The organism is Streptomyces longhuiensis (genome assembly GCF_020616555.1).
Taxonomy (GTDB): domain Bacteria; phylum Actinomycetota; class Actinomycetes; order Streptomycetales; family Streptomycetaceae; genus Streptomyces; species Streptomyces longhuiensis.
Genome location: NZ_CP085173.1, coordinates 6,047,073 through 6,062,107, shown reverse-complemented (window position 1 = coordinate 6,062,107; position 15,035 = coordinate 6,047,073). Strand labels below are relative to the sequence as shown.

Here is a 15,035-nt window from a genome sequence, read left to right as displayed (position 1 = left end):
CACCCTCATCCGGCCGTCGTCGTATCAGAAAGGTGCGTCTCGATGACCGAGCATCACCAGTTGCCGTCCGAACTCGAAGTCCCCGCGGAGGCTCCCGACCGGAACCTCGCCCTGGAGCTCGTCCGCGTCACCGAGGCCGCGGCCATGGCCGCCGGCCGCTGGGTCGGCCGCGGCGACAAGAACGGGGCGGACGGCGCCGCCGTGCGCGCCATGCGCACCCTCGTCTCCACCGTCTCGATGAACGGCGTCGTCGTCATCGGTGAGGGCGAGAAGGACGAAGCCCCGATGCTCTACAACGGGGAGCGCGTCGGCGACGGGACGAGCGCCGAGGTCGACATCGCCGTGGACCCGATCGACGGCACCACGCTCTGCGCCAAGGGCATGCCGAACGCCATCGCGGTCCTGGCCGCCGCCGACCGCGGCACCATGTTCGACCCGTCCGCCGTGTTCTACATGGACAAGCTGGTCGCGGGCCCCGAGGCCGCCGACTACGTGGACATCAACGCCCCGGTCGCGGTGAACATCCGCCGTATCGCCAAGGCCAAGCGGGCCGCTCCCGAGGACGTCACGGTCGTCATCCTGGACCGGCCGCGCCACGAGGGCATCATCAAGGAGGTCCGCGAGGCCGGCGCCCGGATCAAGCTGATCTCCGACGGCGATGTCGCGGGCTCCGTGCTCGCGGTGCGCGAGGACAGTGGCGTCGACCTGCTCCTGGGCATCGGCGGCACCCCCGAGGGCATCATCTCGGCGTGCGCCATCAAGTGCCTGGGCGGTGTCATCCAGGGCAAGCTGTGGCCCAAGGACGACGAGGAGCGCCAGCGGGCGATCGACGCGGGCCACGACCTGGACCGGGTCCTGTCGACGAACGACCTGGTCTCCGGCGAGAACGTGTTCTTCGTCGCCACCGGCATCACGGACGGCGAGCTGCTGCGCGGCGTCCGCTACCGCGCCGAGAGCGCCACGACGTCCTCGCTGGTGATGCGCTCCAAGTCGGGGACGATCCGTCAGATCGACTCGCAGCACCGGCTGTCGAAGCTGCGCGCGTACAGCGCGATCGACTTCGACCGCGCCAAGTAGGCCACGACCGGCAGGTCGCGCCGGACAGGTTCTTTCCCCTTACGCGTTCGGGGCGCCCCTTTGTGCGGAGGGGCGCCCCATTCGCGTATCGGGGGGTCGTCAGCCGGCCGCGCGGATCTGGTCGACCGAGCTCGTCGCCTTCTGGAGCTCGACCTCGCGCCGGCGCCTGCGGGCGAGGACCACACGGCGCTCGGCGGCGGTGAGGCCGCCCCACACCCCGTAGGGCTCGGGCTGAAGGAGCGCGTGCTCGCGGCATTCGACCATCACGGGGCAGCGGGCGCAGACGCGCTTGGCCGCCTCCTCGCGGGACAGGCGGGCCGCGGTCGGCTCCTTGGAAGGGGCGAAGAAAAGGCCGGCTTCGTCGCGCCTGCACACGGCCTCCGTGTGCCACGGGGCGTCCTGGTCCCGATCTCGCACTGGCCCCCGCTGCGGGGGGACGGCGGCGACCTGCAGGGACTGATGCGGCGGATGCAGCACGGTCTACTCCTGACGACGGCTTCGCGAGCGAGCGACGATGCAGCAACCTCTACCCGCTGTGTGCGCGCCTATGCACTGAGTTCCGAAGGACGGGAGTTCCCCGGTCCCGGGCCGCCGCGCCCGCTCCGTGCGTCCACCGCCCCCGGGGCGGGTCAGCCGTCGAGGTGTTTGCGCATGCGGTCGTGCAGATCGCGCAGGCGCTTGCCGCGCTTGGGCTTGGCCTCGATGTTGCCGAGGACCGCGATGCCGTCGACGTAGACCACGGGCGCGTCCGGGTCGGCCGAGTCGAGCGTGTCCACCTCGAAGTTGCCCAGGACGCCGCCGCCGCTGCCGCGCAGCGAGACGTTCTCCGGGACGCGGACCTCCACGTTCCCGAAGACGGAGACCGCCTTGATCACGACCTGCTGGTACTCGAAGATCGCCTCGCTGAGGTCGATCTCGATGTTGCCGAAGACGGCGTACGCGTGAGTCCTGCGGCCCACGCGCCAGCGGCCCTTGCGGGCCGAGGTGCTGAACACGGCGACCAGGTTCTCGTCGGCGACCGCCGGGACCGCGGTGGGGCGGTTCGGGGCCGGCGAGAAGGCCACGGGCCGGCGCTGGTTGTGGGCACCGGGGAGGTCCCTGACGAACGGCTCCAGCTCGGCGTGGGTCTTGGCGCGGTACACCCCGTCGATCCGCTCGGCGTGCTCATCCGCGGTGAGCCGGCCCTCCGCGAGGGCCTCGCGCAGGATGTCCGCGGTGCGGTCGCGGTCGGCGTCGGAGGCGCGCAGATCGGTCTGCGGCGCGGGCTGGTCGGGGCGCTTCTCAAGGTCCACCGGGTCAGCGTACCCAAACGCGATAGATCGCGACTAGGGGGCGACGGCGGGAACTGAGCCTTACCTCACAGGCTCGCCCGTGCCGTCAGGTTCTACGCTGGTTGGCGCTGCCAATGGATGCCAGCTGCTAACGGCCGAAAGAGGAATGGGCGAGATGCCTGAGTTCGCGTACACCGATCTGCTCCCCCAGGGCGAGGACACCACCCCCTATCGCCTGGTGACCACGGAGGGTGTCTCGACCGCCGAGGGGCCGGACGGCCGTACGTTCCTGAAGGTCGAGCCGGAGGCGCTGCGCAAGCTCGCCGAAGAGGCGATCCACGACATCCAGCACTACCTGCGCCCGGCCCACCTCGCCCAGCTGCGCCGCATCATCGACGACCCGGAGGCGTCGGGCAACGACAAGTTCGTCGCGCTCGACCTGCTGAAGAACGCGAACATCGCGGCCGCCGGCGTGCTCCCCATGTGCCAGGACACCGGCACGGCGATCGTCATGGGCAAGCGCGGCCAGAACGTGATCACGGAGGGCGGCGACGAGGCGGCCCTCTCGCGCGGCATCTACGACGCGTACAAGAACCTGAACCTGCGCTACTCGCAGATGGCCCCGCTGAACATGTGGGACGAGAAGAACACCGGCTCGAACCTGCCGGCGCAGATCGAGCTGTACGCGACCGACGGCGGCGCCTACAAGTTCCTGATCATGGCCAAGGGCGGCGGCTCGGCCAACAAGTCCTTCCTCTACCAGGAGACGAAGGCGGTCCTCAACGAGGGCTCGATGATGAAGTTCCTGGAGGAGAAGATCCGTTCGCTCGGTACGGCGGCCTGCCCGCCCTACCACCTGGCGATCGTCGTCGGCGGCACGTCCGCCGAGTACGCGCTGAAGACCGCGAAGTACGCCTCCGCGCACTACCTGGACGAGATCCCCGCCGAGGGCTCCGAGCTCGGCCACGGCTTCCGTGACAAGGAGCTGGAGGAGAAGGTCTTCGAGCTGACGCAGAAGATCGGCATCGGCGCGCAGTTCGGCGGCAAGTACTTCTGCCACGACGTGCGCGTGGTGCGCCTGCCGCGGCACGGCGCGTCCTGCCCGGTCGCGATCGCCGTGTCCTGCTCGGCCGACCGCCAGGCCGTCGCGAAGATCACCGCCGAGGGTGTCTTCCTGGAGCAGCTGGAGACGGACCCGGCGCGCTTCCTGCCGGAGACGACGGAGGAGACCCTCAGCGAGGGCGACGAGGCCGGCGACGTCGTGAAGATCGACCTGAACCAGCCGATGGACGACATCCTCGCCGCGCTGACGAAGTACCCGGTCAAGACCCGCCTCTCCCTGACCGGCCCCCTGGTCGTGGCCCGCGACATCGCGCACGCCAAGATCAAGGAGCGCCTGGACGCGGGCGAGGAGATGCCGCAGTACCTGAAGGACCACCCGGTGTACTACGCGGGCCCGGCGAAGACCCCGGAGGGTTACGCGTCCGGTTCCTTCGGTCCGACGACGGCCGGCCGCATGGACTCCTACGTCGAGCAGTTCCAGGCGGCGGGCGGCTCGAAGGTCATGCTGGCCAAGGGCAACCGCTCGCAGCAGGTCACCGACGCGTGCAACGCTCACGGCGGCTTCTACCTCGGCTCGATCGGCGGCCCGGCCGCCCGTCTCGCGCAGGACTGCATCAAGAAGGTCGAGGTCGTCGAGTACGAGGAGCTCGGCATGGAAGCGGTCTGGAAGATCGAGGTCGAGGACTTCCCGGCGTTCGTCGTCGTGGACGACAAGGGCAACGACTTCTTCAAGGACCCGGCCCCGGCGCCCACGTTCACCAGCATCCCGGTGCGCGGCCCCGGTCTCGCGTAACACCTGACACACGCAAGCAGGGCCGCCCGTCGCCGTCACGGCGACGGGCGGCCTTTGCGCTGTCCGCCTGTCCACGAAAGCTCATGCGAACCGCTGGCCCGCCGAGCCGTCGCAGTTCTGGAGCCGTACGTTGTCCTTCGCCGAGGCGAGGGTCAGGCACAGGCCCGTCGCGGCGGCCGGGCGCAGCGTGTCGCCCTGGCGGACGAACTGCTGGTTGGCGCCGCCGTGGCAGTTCCACAGGACGAGGGCCGTGCCCGCCTTGTAGGCGCTGCCGGGGACGTCCACGCAGCGGTCCTGGGTCAGTTCGGAGTGCAGGGCCCGGCCGGCCGTGTCGTACCACCAGCCCTGGTTACGGGTCCCCGAGCAGTCCCAGCCGATGACGGCGGTGTTGTTCGCGCTGCTTCCCCCCTTGGCGTCGGCGCACGTGCCGGTGCCCGCGTTCTTCAGTGGCCGGTACGCGTCGTCCCAGCCGCCCTTGTAGAGCTTGGGGGTGCCGGTACTGGCGGAATCGGCGCAACCTGCTTCCCGGTAGCCGGAGTTGTAGAGCTGGGTGAGGCAGGAGGCGAAGGCGCCGTGGCCGCGCGCGTTCGGGTGGAAGGACTGGCGCACGGAGTTGGAGTCGGGCGGGAACGGGTTGGAGACGTCCACGTAGAGGCCGCGGGCCCAGGCGTCCTCCATGCAGACCTCGTGGCCCTGGAAGAGGCGGGAGTTGTCGAGGTAGAAGGCGCCGGACTCCTGCGCGGCCTTGCGCATGCCGCGCTCGAAGGCGGGCACGGCCGCGTTGCGCCCCCAGGCGGCGTCGGAGTCGTAGCCGAGACAGCCGCCGGGCAGCTTGCCGGGGAAGCTGGGGTTGTCGTGGATGTCGGGGCCGATGGGGCTGGGGTAACCCATCAGGACGAGCTTGTAGTCACTGTCGGCGTAGCCCGCGCCGCGCATCACGGTCTTCAGGTCGGCGACGGTCGCCTCGACCTTGGGCACGAGCCCGTCGACCCTGGCCTGCCAGCCCGGCGCGTACTTGGGCTCGCACGCGCCCTGGAGGGTGAGGTAGCGGGTCACGCAGTCGGTCATGACGGGACCGAACTGGAGGTCGTCGTTGGCGCCCGCGACGAGCACGATCATCTTGATCTTCGTGTTGCGCGCCTTGACGGCGAGCGCGTCGCTCTGCACGAGCTCGTCGGCGTACTGCTTGCTGCCGCCGATGCGGATGTTGCCGGTGTACGCGCCCGAGCAGGAGACGTTGTACGTCACGTCGGCCGGGATCCCAGTGCGGTGGATGGCGGAGTCGGGCGAGCGGTGACACCAGTTGTCCGGCCCGTTCGTGCCGGCCTCATAGGTGCCGACGCCCTCCCCCGAGATCTCGCTGTCCCCGAGCGAGATGAGGGCCGTCCTACGGTCGGCGAGGGGCCGCTCGGCCGGGTCCCCGTAGAGCTTGGTGGCCTCGGCGGCGCGGATCTTCTCCAGGTCGGGCGGGAGTGGAGTGGTGGCCGCGGCGGCGGGTGCCGCGGACGCGGTCGGCGCGGTCAGGCCGACAAGTGCGGCGGCCGTCGCCGCGACAACGGCGACGGCGCATCTGATGCTGGGTCTGGTGCGGTGCAGGACGTTCATGACGCCTCCCCGGTTTGGGTGTTACCCGAGGTATTTACTGGCGGGTAAGAGACTTGGGAATAGCCAGAACAAGACAAGTGCTCACGTTTGACGGAGGGATGACGATGACGACGGCGATGAGTGACGGCGGCGGCGACAGCGGCCGGTACCGGATCGAGCACGACTCCATGGGCGAGGTACGGGTCCCCGCGGACGCCAAATGGCGGGCCCAGACGCAGCGTGCCGTGGAGAACTTCCCCATCTCCGGGCAGCGCCTGGAGCGCGCCCACATCGAGGCGCTCGCGCGCATCAAGGCGGCCGCGGCCCATGTGAACGCCGAGCTCGGGGTCGTGGACAAGGACATCGCGCAGGCCATCGCGGAGTCGGCCGGCGAGGTCGCCGACGGGCGCTGGGACGACCAGTTCCCCGTGGACGTCTTCCAGACCGGCTCGGGCACGTCGTCCAACATGAACACCAACGAGGTGCTCGCGACGCTCGCGACGGAGCGCCTCGGCCGCGACGTCCACCCGAACGACCACGTGAACGCGTCCCAGTCGTCGAACGACGTCTTCCCCTCGTCGATCCACATCGCGGCCACCGCCGCCGTCACCCATGACCTGATCCCGGCGCTCGGCCATCTGCGGGCGGCCCTGGAGCGCAAGGCGGAGGAGTTCGCCGACGTCGTGAAGTCGGGGCGTACGCATCTCATGGACGCGACGCCGGTGACGCTCGGGCAGGAGTTCGGCGGCTACGCGGCGCAGGTCGCGTACGGCATCGAACGGCTTCGGGCCTCGCTGCCGCGCCTGGCCGAACTGCCGCTCGGGGGAACGGCGGTGGGCACCGGCATCAACACGCCGCCCGGGTTCTCAGCCGCCGTCATCGAGGAGGTCGCGCGGACCACGGGCCTGCCGCTGACCGAGGCGCGCAACCACTTCGAGGCGCAGGGCGCGCGCGACGGCATCGTGGAGACCAGCGGGCAGCTGCGGACCATCGCCGTCGGCCTGACGAAGATCGCCAATGATCTGCGCTGGATGGCGTCGGGCCCCCGCACCGGACTGGCCGAGATCAGCCTGCCGGACCTCCAGCCGGGCTCGTCGATCATGCCGGGCAAGGTGAATCCGGTCATTCCCGAGGCGGTGCTCATGGTCGCCGCCCAGGTCACGGGGAACGACGCGACGGTCGCCGCCGCTGGCGCCGCCGGGAACTTCGAGCTCAACGTCATGCTGCCGGTCATCGCCAGGAACGTCCTGGAGTCGATCAGGCTTCTCGCCAACGTCTCGCGCCTGCTCGCCGACCGGACCGTCGACGGCATCACCGCGAACCGCGAGCGCGCCCGCGAGTACGCCGAGTCGTCACCGTCCGTGGTGACCCCGCTGAACAAGTACATCGGCTACGAGGAGGCCGCGAAGGTGGCCAAGAAGTCACTGGCCGAGCGCAGGACGATCCGCGACGTCGTCCTGGACGGCGGCTACGTGGAGCGCGGCGATCTCACGGTCGAACAACTCGACGAGGCGCTGGATGTCCTGCGGATGACGCGCCCGTAACAGCGCCCGGCGACTGACCGAATTCGTGACGCGCACCGCAGCGTCACGTGCCGGGGGCACCTAATATCTGTCCATGACGGACCGGACGAGCATTCTGGCGGGTGGGACCGACGGCGGCGTTGGGCGTTGGGCGCCCGGCAGCCGGATTCTGTGGCGCTACCGGACGAACGGCGGGGACGGCTTCCACATCTGCCGCCCCGTCACGGTCGTCGAGGACAGCGCCGAGTTGCTCGCCGTGTGGCTGGCACCCGGCACCGAGTGCGTGAAACCGGTCCTGGCCGACGGCACACCGGTGCACGAGGAGCCGCTGGCCACCCGGTACACGAAGCCGCGCACCGTGCTGCGCGACCGGTGGTTCGGCACCGGCGTCCTGAAGCTGGCGCGGCCCGGCGAGCCCTGGTCGGTGTGGCTGTTCTGGGAGCCGGGCTGGCAGTTCAGGAACTGGTACGTGAATCTGGAGCAGCCGCAGGTGCGCTGGGCCGGCGGCGTGGACTCCGAGGACCACTTCCTCGACCTGTCGGTCTACGCGGACCGCACCTGGCGCTGGCTCGACGAGGACGAGTTCGCGCAGGCGCAGATCGCGGGCCTGATGAGCGCGGCGCAGGCGGAATCCGTACGCAGAGCGGGGCGCGCCGCGGTCGAGGTGATCGAGGACTGGGGGCACCCGTTCCCCGACGGCTGGCAGCACTGGCGGCCCGATCCGTCGTGGCCGGTTCCCGCGCTTCCGGGTGACTGGGACCGTACGCCCGCGCAAGTGTCCTCATGAGACCCTTGATGCGCCCCCGTGGTTCAAACGTAGGATCGTCCTCCGCAAGTGCACACAGGTACAACTCTTCGTGCTTGCAGCAGGTCTGACACGATGTCAACGAGGTCATCGAGGGGCGGCGGGACCGTGAGTCACGGCAGCGAGGGTTACGAGACGTACGAGGAGTCCGGGAACAGCCGCCGGACCCCGGCGCCCGACCGTACGGGCCAGGCCGAGGCCTTCGACGCGATCGGCGCCCGCTACGACGACGCCTTCCCGCACAAGGAGGGCCAGTTGGCCGCGGTCGACGCGCTCCTCGCGGGCCTCGCGCCCGGCTCGCGCATACTCGAGGTGGGCTGCGGTACGGGAGTTCCGACGAGCCGTCAACTGGCGCACGCGGGACACTCGGTGGTCGGCGTGGACCTGTCGGCCGGCATGCTGGAGCTCGCCCGCAAGAACGTGCCCGAGGCCGAGTTCCACCAGCTGGACCTCGCGTCACTGAGACCCGAACCGGGCCAAGAAAAGGGCGAGTTGGGCCAGTTCGACGCCGTCACCTGCTTCTTCACGCTGCTGATGCTGCCGCGCGCGGAGATCCCCGCGGCGCTGCGGCTGCTGCGCTCGATGCTCCGGCCCGGTGGGCTGCTCGCCCTGTCGATGGTCGAGGCCGATCTGGACGACGCCGAGATTCCGTTCCTGGGGCACACAATCCGGGTATCGGGTTTTCTGCGGGACGAGCTGCGCCAGGTCGTACGCGACGCGGGACTGGAGATCACCGGCGAGCACACGTACGCGTACGCTCCGGCAAGCACCGATGTACCACCCGAACACCAGCTGTTCTTCAACTGCCGGCGCGCCGGAAAGTGAAGCGGCACGTCGTTAGGCGCGCAGCCCAGGACGGACGGATTCGAAACGCGTGACGGAGCACCCCACCTCCCACGAGGGCCGCCGGCCGGCCGCCCGCCCCGCCGCCCCCGCGGACCCCCGCGGGGCACTGAGGCGCGCCTCCGACGCGTTCCCCGCTCAGGGGCGCCCCGGAGCGACCGCGTCCGCCGACGACGCCGATCCCGCGCGCCGCGCGCCCGCGTCAGGCGCCTCCGCACCGCGCGGCGCCGCGCCCGAGCGCTCCGGCGCGGCACCCGCACCCGAGCCGCCGCGCCGTGAGAGCGGTGGCGGTGGCGTGCCCGGGCGGCGCAAGCCCGGTTCCGCCTCCGGGGCCGGTGGGAGCGCGCCCGAGCACGCCCTGTCGGACGCCGGACCGGACGATCCGCACCGGCCGAGGCCCGTGCCCGACCGGCGGAGCGGACAGCCGCGGCCGCCGGGGACACCCGTCCCGATGCGGCGGGACGGGGACCGGCTGCGCTTCGTGGGCGCCGCGACCCGGCGGATCGCCCGCGGAATCGATCTCGACGAGATCGTCATGGGCCTGTGCCGCGCGTCCGTACCCACGTTCTCCGACGTGATCCTGGTGTATCTGCGGGACCCGCTGCCGGTCGGCGACGAGCGGCCCACCGGGCCCGTCGTGCTGCGGCTGCGCAGGACGGACCGGCTGCGCCTCATCGAGGAGGGCGCCGAGGACCCGGACACCGACGGCGGCGGACTCCTGACGATGGCGGCCGGCACCGCCCAGGGCGACCCCGTCACCGCCGAGCTGTGCGAGGTGCGGACCGGCGGCGCGCTGGCCGAGGTGCTCAGGGGCGTACGGCCCGTGTTCGCGGACTCGCCCGCCGCCCTGGCCGCGCTGCCGGAGCTCCTCGGCGACGACCCGGACCTCGCCCTGCCCACCGGGCAGCGGGCGATCCTCGCGCCGCTGCGCGGGCGCCGCCGTGTCATCGGCGCGGCCGTCTTCCTGCGCCGCCCCGAGCGCCACGCGTTCGAGAACGACGACCTGCTGGTCGCGGGGCAGTTGGCCACGCACAGCGCGCTCGGCATCGACAAGGCCGTCCTGTACGGCCGCGAGGCGTACATCGCCGACGAGCTCCAGCGCACGATGCTGCCCGAGACGCTGCCGCGGCCGACGGGCGTGCGCCTCGCGTCCCGGTATCTGCCGGCCGCGGAGACCGCGCGCGTGGGCGGCGACTGGTACGACGCGATCCCGCTGCCCGGCAGCCGCGTCGCCCTGGTCGTGGGCGACGTCATGGGCCACTCCATGACGTCCGCCGCGATCATGGGCCAGCTCCGCACGACCGCGCAGACCCTCGCCGGTCTCGACCTGCCGCCGCAGGAGGTCCTGCACCATCTGGACGAGCAGGCCCAGCGCCTCGGCAGCGACCGCATGGCGACCTGTCTGTACGCGGTCTACGACCCGGTCTCGCACCGCATCACCATCGCCAACGCGGGCCACCCGCCGCCGGTCCTGCTGCATCTGGGCGGCCGCGCCGAGGTGCTGCGGGTCCCGCCGGGCGCCCCGATCGGTGTCGGCGGCGTCGACTTCGAGGCGGTCGAGCTGGACGCCCCGGCGGGCGCGACGCTCCTCCTCTACACGGACGGTCTGGTCGAGTCGCGGCTGCGGGACGTGTGGACCGGGATAGAGCAGCTGCGGGAGCGGCTCGCCGCGACGGCCCAGCTGACGGGTCCCGACCATCCGCCGCCACTCGAGGCGCTGTGCGACGAGGTCCTCGACATGCTCGGCCCGGGCGACCGGGACGACGACATCGCGCTGCTCGCGGCCCGGTTCGACGGGATCGCGCCGAGCGACGTCGCCTACTGGCTCCTCGACCCCGAGGACGCGGCGCCGGGCCGGGCCCGCCGCCTGGCGCGCAGCGCGCTCGCCCGGTGGGACCTGGAGGAGCTGACGGACTCGGTGGAGCTCCTTGTCAGCGAGGTCGTGACGAACGCCGTGCGGTACGCGTCCCGGCCCGTCACGCTGCGCCTGCTGCGGACCGACGTGCTGCGCTGCGAGGTCGGCGACGACGTGCCTCAGCTGCCCCGGCTGCGCCAGGCCCGCGCCACCGACGAGGGCGGGCGCGGCCTGTACCTGGTCAACAGGCTGGCGCGGCGCTGGGGTGCGACGCGGCTGAGCACCGGCAAGGTCGTGTGGTTCGAGCTGCCGCACGGGAACGGCACCGCCTGAACCCGGACACACGCGAGTGGGCCCGGAACCGTACGGTTCCGGGCCCACTCGTATGGGTCGCTCTCAGCCGTTCAGGCCGCGTGGCTTGTTGCTGCCCGAGTCGGCCGGGTCCTCGGGGATTCCGAAGGTCGGCGACGACGGGCCGGTCGGGGGCGTGACACCGCCTGACGGGTCGTCGGTCGGCGGGGTGGACTCCGGGGTCGACTCGGGGGCACTCGGGGTGTCCTCGGGGGTGGACTCGGGAGCGCTCGGCGTGTCCTCCGGGGTCGACTCGGGGGCACTCGGGGTGTCCTGCGGGGTGGACGGCACCTCGACGGCCGCGCCCATGTCCGTGTCGAGGTCGAACTCGGCGCTAGGACTCGCCGAGTTGAAGGTGTACTGGGCCCAGATGCGGGCCGGGAAGCTGCCGCCGTCGACGCGGGGCAGACCGCCGGCGCCCTTCATCGGCACCTGGTTGCCTGCCTCCGAGGTCTTCAGCGCGCCCTCGCCGAACAGACCCACCGAGGTGACCAGATCCGGCGTGTAGCCGGTGAACCAGGCCGACTTGTTGTCGTCGGAGGTACCGGTCTTACCCGCGACCTGCCGGCCGTCGCGGGCCGGGTTGTCACGCACCGAGACCTTCGCCGTACCGTCGTCGACCACGCCGGTCAGGACCGAGGTGATCGAGTCCGCGGCGCCGCGGCTGATCACCCGGTTGCCTATCGCGTCCGGCAGCGGGACGTCCTGGCCCTGCTTGGACACGGACTTCACGATCTGCGGAGTGACCTGCTTGCCGTGGTTGTCGAGCGTCGCGTAGACACCGGCCATCTCCATCGGGCTCGCGCCCATGGTGCCCAGGGTCTGCGCCGGGTACGGCTTGAGGTCGGCGTCGTCCATGCCGAGCTTCTTGGCCGTCGCCATGACCTGGTCCATGCCGACATCGACGCCCATCTGCGCGAAGACGGAGTTGATGGACTTGTTCATGGCGGTCTGCACCGTGACCGGGCCGTAGCTGTGGTCGTCCTCGTTCGGCGGCGCGAAGCCGACCTTCTTCCCGTCGACCACGACCGGCCGCTTGTTGGTGCCGTCGTAGATCGTGCTCGCCTTGATCGACTGCCCGCTCTGCGTCGTGGCGTTGTTCTCCAGGGCGGCCGCGAGGATCAGCGGCTTGAAGGTGGAGGCCGGCTGGTAGTCGGTGCGGGTCGCGTTGTTGACGTAGTGCTCGCTGAGCCCTTCACCGCCGTACAGCGCGAGGACCTTGCCGGTCTTCGGGTCGACCGAGGCGGCACCGGCTTGCACCCGGGAGTCGGGCTTCTTGGTCTTCGGGTCCAGGTGGTCGGTCAGCTGCTGCTTGACCGACTTCTCCAGCTGCTTCTGCTTCTTGCGGTCGATGTTGAGGGTGACCGTGTAACCGCCCGCGTCGAACTGCGCCTCGGTGAGGTTCAGGTCCTTCATCACCTCGGCCTTGGCGGCGGTGTAGAGGTAGCCCTCCTGGCCCTCGAGCCCGGCGGCGGCCTTCGGCGCCTTCGGCTTGGGGAACGTCATACCCTTGCGCTCGCTCGCGCTGAGCCAGTGCATGTCGACCATGTTGTCCAGGACGTAGTTCCAGCGGGCCACGGCGAGCCTCTTGCCGGTGTCCGAGGCGATGCCCCAGTCGTACTGGTTCGGGGCCTGGAGGAGCGCCGCGAGATACGCGCCCTGCTCCACGGTCAGCTTCTTGGCGTCGACGTGGTAGTAGGCCTGGGCGGCGGCCTGGATGCCCCACGAACTGCGGCCGTAGAAGCTGGTGTTGATGTAGCCCGCGAGGATGTCGTCCTTGGACTTCTTGCGGTCCACCTTCAGCGAGATGACCAGTTCCTTCAGCTTGCGCGTGACGGTCTGGTCCTGCGTGAGGTAGTAGTTCTTCACGTACTGCTGGGTGATCGTCGAACCACCCTGCTTGCCCTTGCCGGTGACCGTGTTGATCACACCGCGGGCGGTGCCCTTCAGGTCGATGCCCTTGTCCTTGTAGAACGTCTTGTTCTCGGCGGCGACGAAGGTCTCCTGGACCGGCTTGGGCACCTCGGAGAGGTCGACGATCTCGCGGTTCACCTGGCCGATACGGGCCATGGTGTCGCCGTTGCTGTACTTGTAGACGTTGCTCTGCCGCGTCGCGTCCGGGTTGCCCTCGGGGACGTCGATCACCAGGTAGAGCACGATGAACGCGCCCATGCACAGCAGCACGAACCCGAAGAACGCCCCCAGGATCTTCTTCCAGGTGAAGAGACGGCGTATACCCGTCCGCCGGGTGGACGAGCCCCCGCGCCCCGCCCGGCGCGCGCCGCCGCGCTGCCGTGCTCGTCTCTCGTCCGCTCGACCCATGGCTCCCGTTACTCCGCTTCTAGTCGCTGACACGTCAGCGCGCACGTGCGCACTTCACACTCATCGGTGCTGAATCAGCTCATGAAGCTAACACCGCACCTAAGGGCAAAAGGCTGCCGATCCGGGCATTTCCGGACGTGACAATCAGCACCCACCCCACTGGGAACCGACGATCGGGAGGTGCAGATGGTTGCCGCACGCGATAAAGTGATATCACTTTGCTAGAACTGGTTCGCGAGAACCGCCAGCTCACAGAACGGGGACCCTCATGTCCGAGACGGACACCACAGCCGACGTACCCGAGATGCCCAAGCCGCGCGTCAAGGAGGTCGTCGCCCACAGCATCGGCGGCGGGCTCGCCCTGCTGCTGGGCCTGCTCGGCCTCATCGCGGGCGTCGCCCTCATCGCGACCGGCGCTTCACTGCCCTCGGCGGGCGCGAAGGCGGGCCTGATCGTCCTCGGCGTCGTGGTCGCGATAGTCGCGTTCTTCGCGATGTGCGGGCTGAACATGGTGGCGCCGGGCGAGGCCCGCGTCGTCCAGCTCTTCGGCCGCTACCGGGGCACGATCCGCGAGGACGGCCTGCGCTGGGTGAACCCGCTGACGTCCCGCACCAAGATCTCGACCCGCGTACGCAACCACGAGACGGCCGTCCTCAAGGTCAACGACGCCTACGGCAACCCGATCGAGCTGGCCGCCGTCGTCGTGTGGCGCGTCGAGGACACGGCGCAGGCCACCTTCGAGGTCGACAACTTCCTGGAGTTCGTGGCCACGCAGACCGAGGCCGCCGTGCGGCACATCGCCATCGAGTACCCCTACGACGCGCACGACGAGGCCGGCCTCTCGCTGCGCGGCAACGCCGAGGAGATCACCGAGAAGCTCGCCGTCGAGCTCCACGCGCGCGTGGAGACCGCGGGCGTGCAGATCATCGAGTCCCGGTTCACGCACCTCGCGTACGCCCCCGAGATCGCCTCGGCCATGCTCCAGCGCCAGCAGGCGGGCGCCGTGGTCGCGGCACGGCGGCTCATCGTGGACGGCGCGGTCGGCATGGTCGAGGACGCGCTCGCCCGGATCACGGAGCAGGACTTCGTGGCGCTCGACGAGGAGCGCAAGGCGGCCATGGTCAGCAATCTGCTCGTGGTCCTGTGCGGTGACCGCGCCGCCCAGCCGGTCCTGAACACGGGAACGCTCTACCAGTGAGCCCTCCAGACGAGGCGCACGAGTCGCACGAGGAACCCTCTCAGGGGCCCGCACGCCGGTCGCGGCCGCAGCGCAAGCAGGTGCTGCTGCGACTCGACCCGCTCGTGTACGACGCGCTCGCGCGGTGGGCCGGGGACGACCTGCGCTCGGCGAACGCGCAGATCGAGTTCCTGCTGCGGCGCGCTCTCGCGGAGGCCGGGCGGCTGCCCGGCTCGGCGGGGCCGCTGCCGCGGCGGGGGCGGCCGCCCAAGGGATCCACGGGAGGCGAGGCGCAGTGAACGGTCCGGGGCACACGCCCCGGACCGTTCACGTCTCCCCCCCGAAGTCCTCCCGGAACCCCGCCCCCGAACA

The 15,035-nt window shown here is 70.6% G+C and carries 12 protein-coding genes; 8 read left to right on the top strand and 4 right to left on the bottom strand.

All coding sequences use genetic code 11. The features are described from left to right. Positions 1 to 42 precede the first annotated feature (42 nt). Positions 43 to 1,077 carry a class II fructose-bisphosphatase gene (gene glpX, locus LGI35_RS28100; protein ID WP_227297032.1) on the top strand — a complete coding sequence of 345 codons (1,035 nt, stop codon included), beginning with the start codon at positions 43 to 45 and terminating at the stop codon, positions 1,075 to 1,077. Between the two features lie 99 nt (positions 1,078 to 1,176). Here glpX and LGI35_RS28095 read toward each other — a convergent pair whose 3' ends face one another. Both LGI35_RS28095 and LGI35_RS28090 read right to left on the bottom strand, forming a co-directional pair. Beyond that, complete coding sequence (locus tag LGI35_RS28095) at positions 1,177 to 1,554, bottom strand: WhiB family transcriptional regulator (RefSeq protein ID WP_116510437.1); 378 nt, start codon at positions 1,552 to 1,554, stop codon at positions 1,177 to 1,179. 152 nt (positions 1,555 to 1,706) lie between these two features. Further along, on the bottom strand, positions 1,707 to 2,369 hold the full coding sequence (locus tag LGI35_RS28090; RefSeq protein WP_227297031.1) for a DUF1707 SHOCT-like domain-containing protein: 663 nt from the start codon (positions 2,367 to 2,369) through the stop codon (positions 1,707 to 1,709). A 154-nt stretch (positions 2,370 to 2,523) separates the two neighbouring features. On the opposite strand from LGI35_RS28090, the gene LGI35_RS28085 reads away from it, so the two are divergent. Continuing rightward, complete coding sequence (locus LGI35_RS28085) at positions 2,524 to 4,203, top strand: fumarate hydratase (protein WP_227297030.1); 1,680 nt, start codon at positions 2,524 to 2,526, stop codon at positions 4,201 to 4,203. Positions 4,204 to 4,284: 81 nt separating this feature from the next. On the opposite strand, the gene LGI35_RS28080 is transcribed toward LGI35_RS28085, so the two are convergent. After that, the gene (locus LGI35_RS28080) at positions 4,285 to 5,808 is read right to left on the bottom strand and encodes a ricin-type beta-trefoil lectin domain protein (RefSeq protein ID WP_376568971.1); all 1,524 of its coding nucleotides are present in this window, start codon (positions 5,806 to 5,808) and stop codon (positions 4,285 to 4,287) included. Between the two features lie 116 nt (positions 5,809 to 5,924). On the opposite strand from LGI35_RS28080, the gene LGI35_RS28075 reads away from it, so the two are divergent. The 4 genes from LGI35_RS28075 to LGI35_RS28060 all read left to right on the top strand — a co-directional run bounded on the left by LGI35_RS28075 (position 5,925) and on the right by LGI35_RS28060 (position 11,146). Continuing rightward, entirely contained in the window at positions 5,925 to 7,331 is a 1,407-nt protein-coding gene (locus LGI35_RS28075; protein ID WP_227300548.1) for a class II fumarate hydratase, read from the top strand. Between the two features lie 73 nt (positions 7,332 to 7,404). Further along, positions 7,405 to 8,097, top strand: coding sequence for a cytidylyl-2-hydroxypropylphosphonate hydrolase (gene fomD / locus LGI35_RS28070; RefSeq protein ID WP_227297029.1), 693 nt, complete (start codon positions 7,405 to 7,407; stop codon positions 8,095 to 8,097). 93 nt (positions 8,098 to 8,190) lie between these two features. Beyond that, positions 8,191 to 8,940 (top strand): class I SAM-dependent DNA methyltransferase, encoded by a 750-nt coding sequence (locus LGI35_RS28065; RefSeq protein WP_376568969.1) that lies wholly within the window; start codon positions 8,191 to 8,193, stop codon positions 8,938 to 8,940. A 49-nt stretch (positions 8,941 to 8,989) separates the two neighbouring features. After that, entirely contained in the window at positions 8,990 to 11,146 is a 2,157-nt protein-coding gene (locus LGI35_RS28060) for an ATP-binding SpoIIE family protein phosphatase (RefSeq protein WP_227297027.1), read from the top strand. Positions 11,147 to 11,209: 63 nt separating this feature from the next. On the opposite strand, the gene LGI35_RS28055 is transcribed toward LGI35_RS28060, so the two are convergent. Next, complete coding sequence (locus tag LGI35_RS28055; RefSeq protein WP_227297026.1) at positions 11,210 to 13,486, bottom strand: transglycosylase domain-containing protein; 2,277 nt, start codon at positions 13,484 to 13,486, stop codon at positions 11,210 to 11,212. Between the two features lie 268 nt (positions 13,487 to 13,754). Here LGI35_RS28055 and LGI35_RS28050 point away from each other — a divergent pair, with 268 nt between their 5' ends. After that, on the top strand, positions 13,755 to 14,684 hold the full coding sequence (locus tag LGI35_RS28050) for an SPFH domain-containing protein (RefSeq protein ID WP_227297025.1): 930 nt from the start codon (positions 13,755 to 13,757) through the stop codon (positions 14,682 to 14,684). Beyond that, positions 14,681 to 14,962, top strand: coding sequence for a type II toxin-antitoxin system antitoxin (locus tag LGI35_RS28045; RefSeq protein WP_227297024.1), 282 nt, complete (start codon positions 14,681 to 14,683; stop codon positions 14,960 to 14,962). The genes LGI35_RS28050 and LGI35_RS28045 overlap by 4 nt, the downstream gene beginning before the upstream one ends. Positions 14,963 to 15,035 lie beyond the last annotated feature (73 nt).

Bases quoted from the DNA above. Each gene is read 5' to 3' on its own strand.
- LGI35_RS28065 (WP_376568969.1), top strand. From the start codon at position 8,191: ATGTCAACGAGGTCATCGAGGGGCGGCGGGACCGTGAGTCACGGCAGC.
- glpX (WP_227297032.1), top strand. From the start codon at position 43: ATGACCGAGCATCACCAGTTGCCGTCCGAACTCGAAGTCCCCGCGGAG.
- LGI35_RS28055 (WP_227297026.1), bottom strand. From the start codon at position 13,486: ATGGGTCGAGCGGACGAGAGACGAGCACGGCAGCGCGGCGGCGCGCGC.
- LGI35_RS28050 (WP_227297025.1), top strand. From the start codon at position 13,755: ATGTCCGAGACGGACACCACAGCCGACGTACCCGAGATGCCCAAGCCG.
- fomD (WP_227297029.1), top strand. From the start codon at position 7,405: ATGACGGACCGGACGAGCATTCTGGCGGGTGGGACCGACGGCGGCGTT.
- LGI35_RS28085 (WP_227297030.1), top strand. From the start codon at position 2,524: ATGCCTGAGTTCGCGTACACCGATCTGCTCCCCCAGGGCGAGGACACC.
- LGI35_RS28080 (WP_376568971.1), bottom strand. From the start codon at position 5,808: ATGAACGTCCTGCACCGCACCAGACCCAGCATCAGATGCGCCGTCGCC.
- LGI35_RS28075 (WP_227300548.1), top strand. From the start codon at position 5,925: ATGAGTGACGGCGGCGGCGACAGCGGCCGGTACCGGATCGAGCACGAC.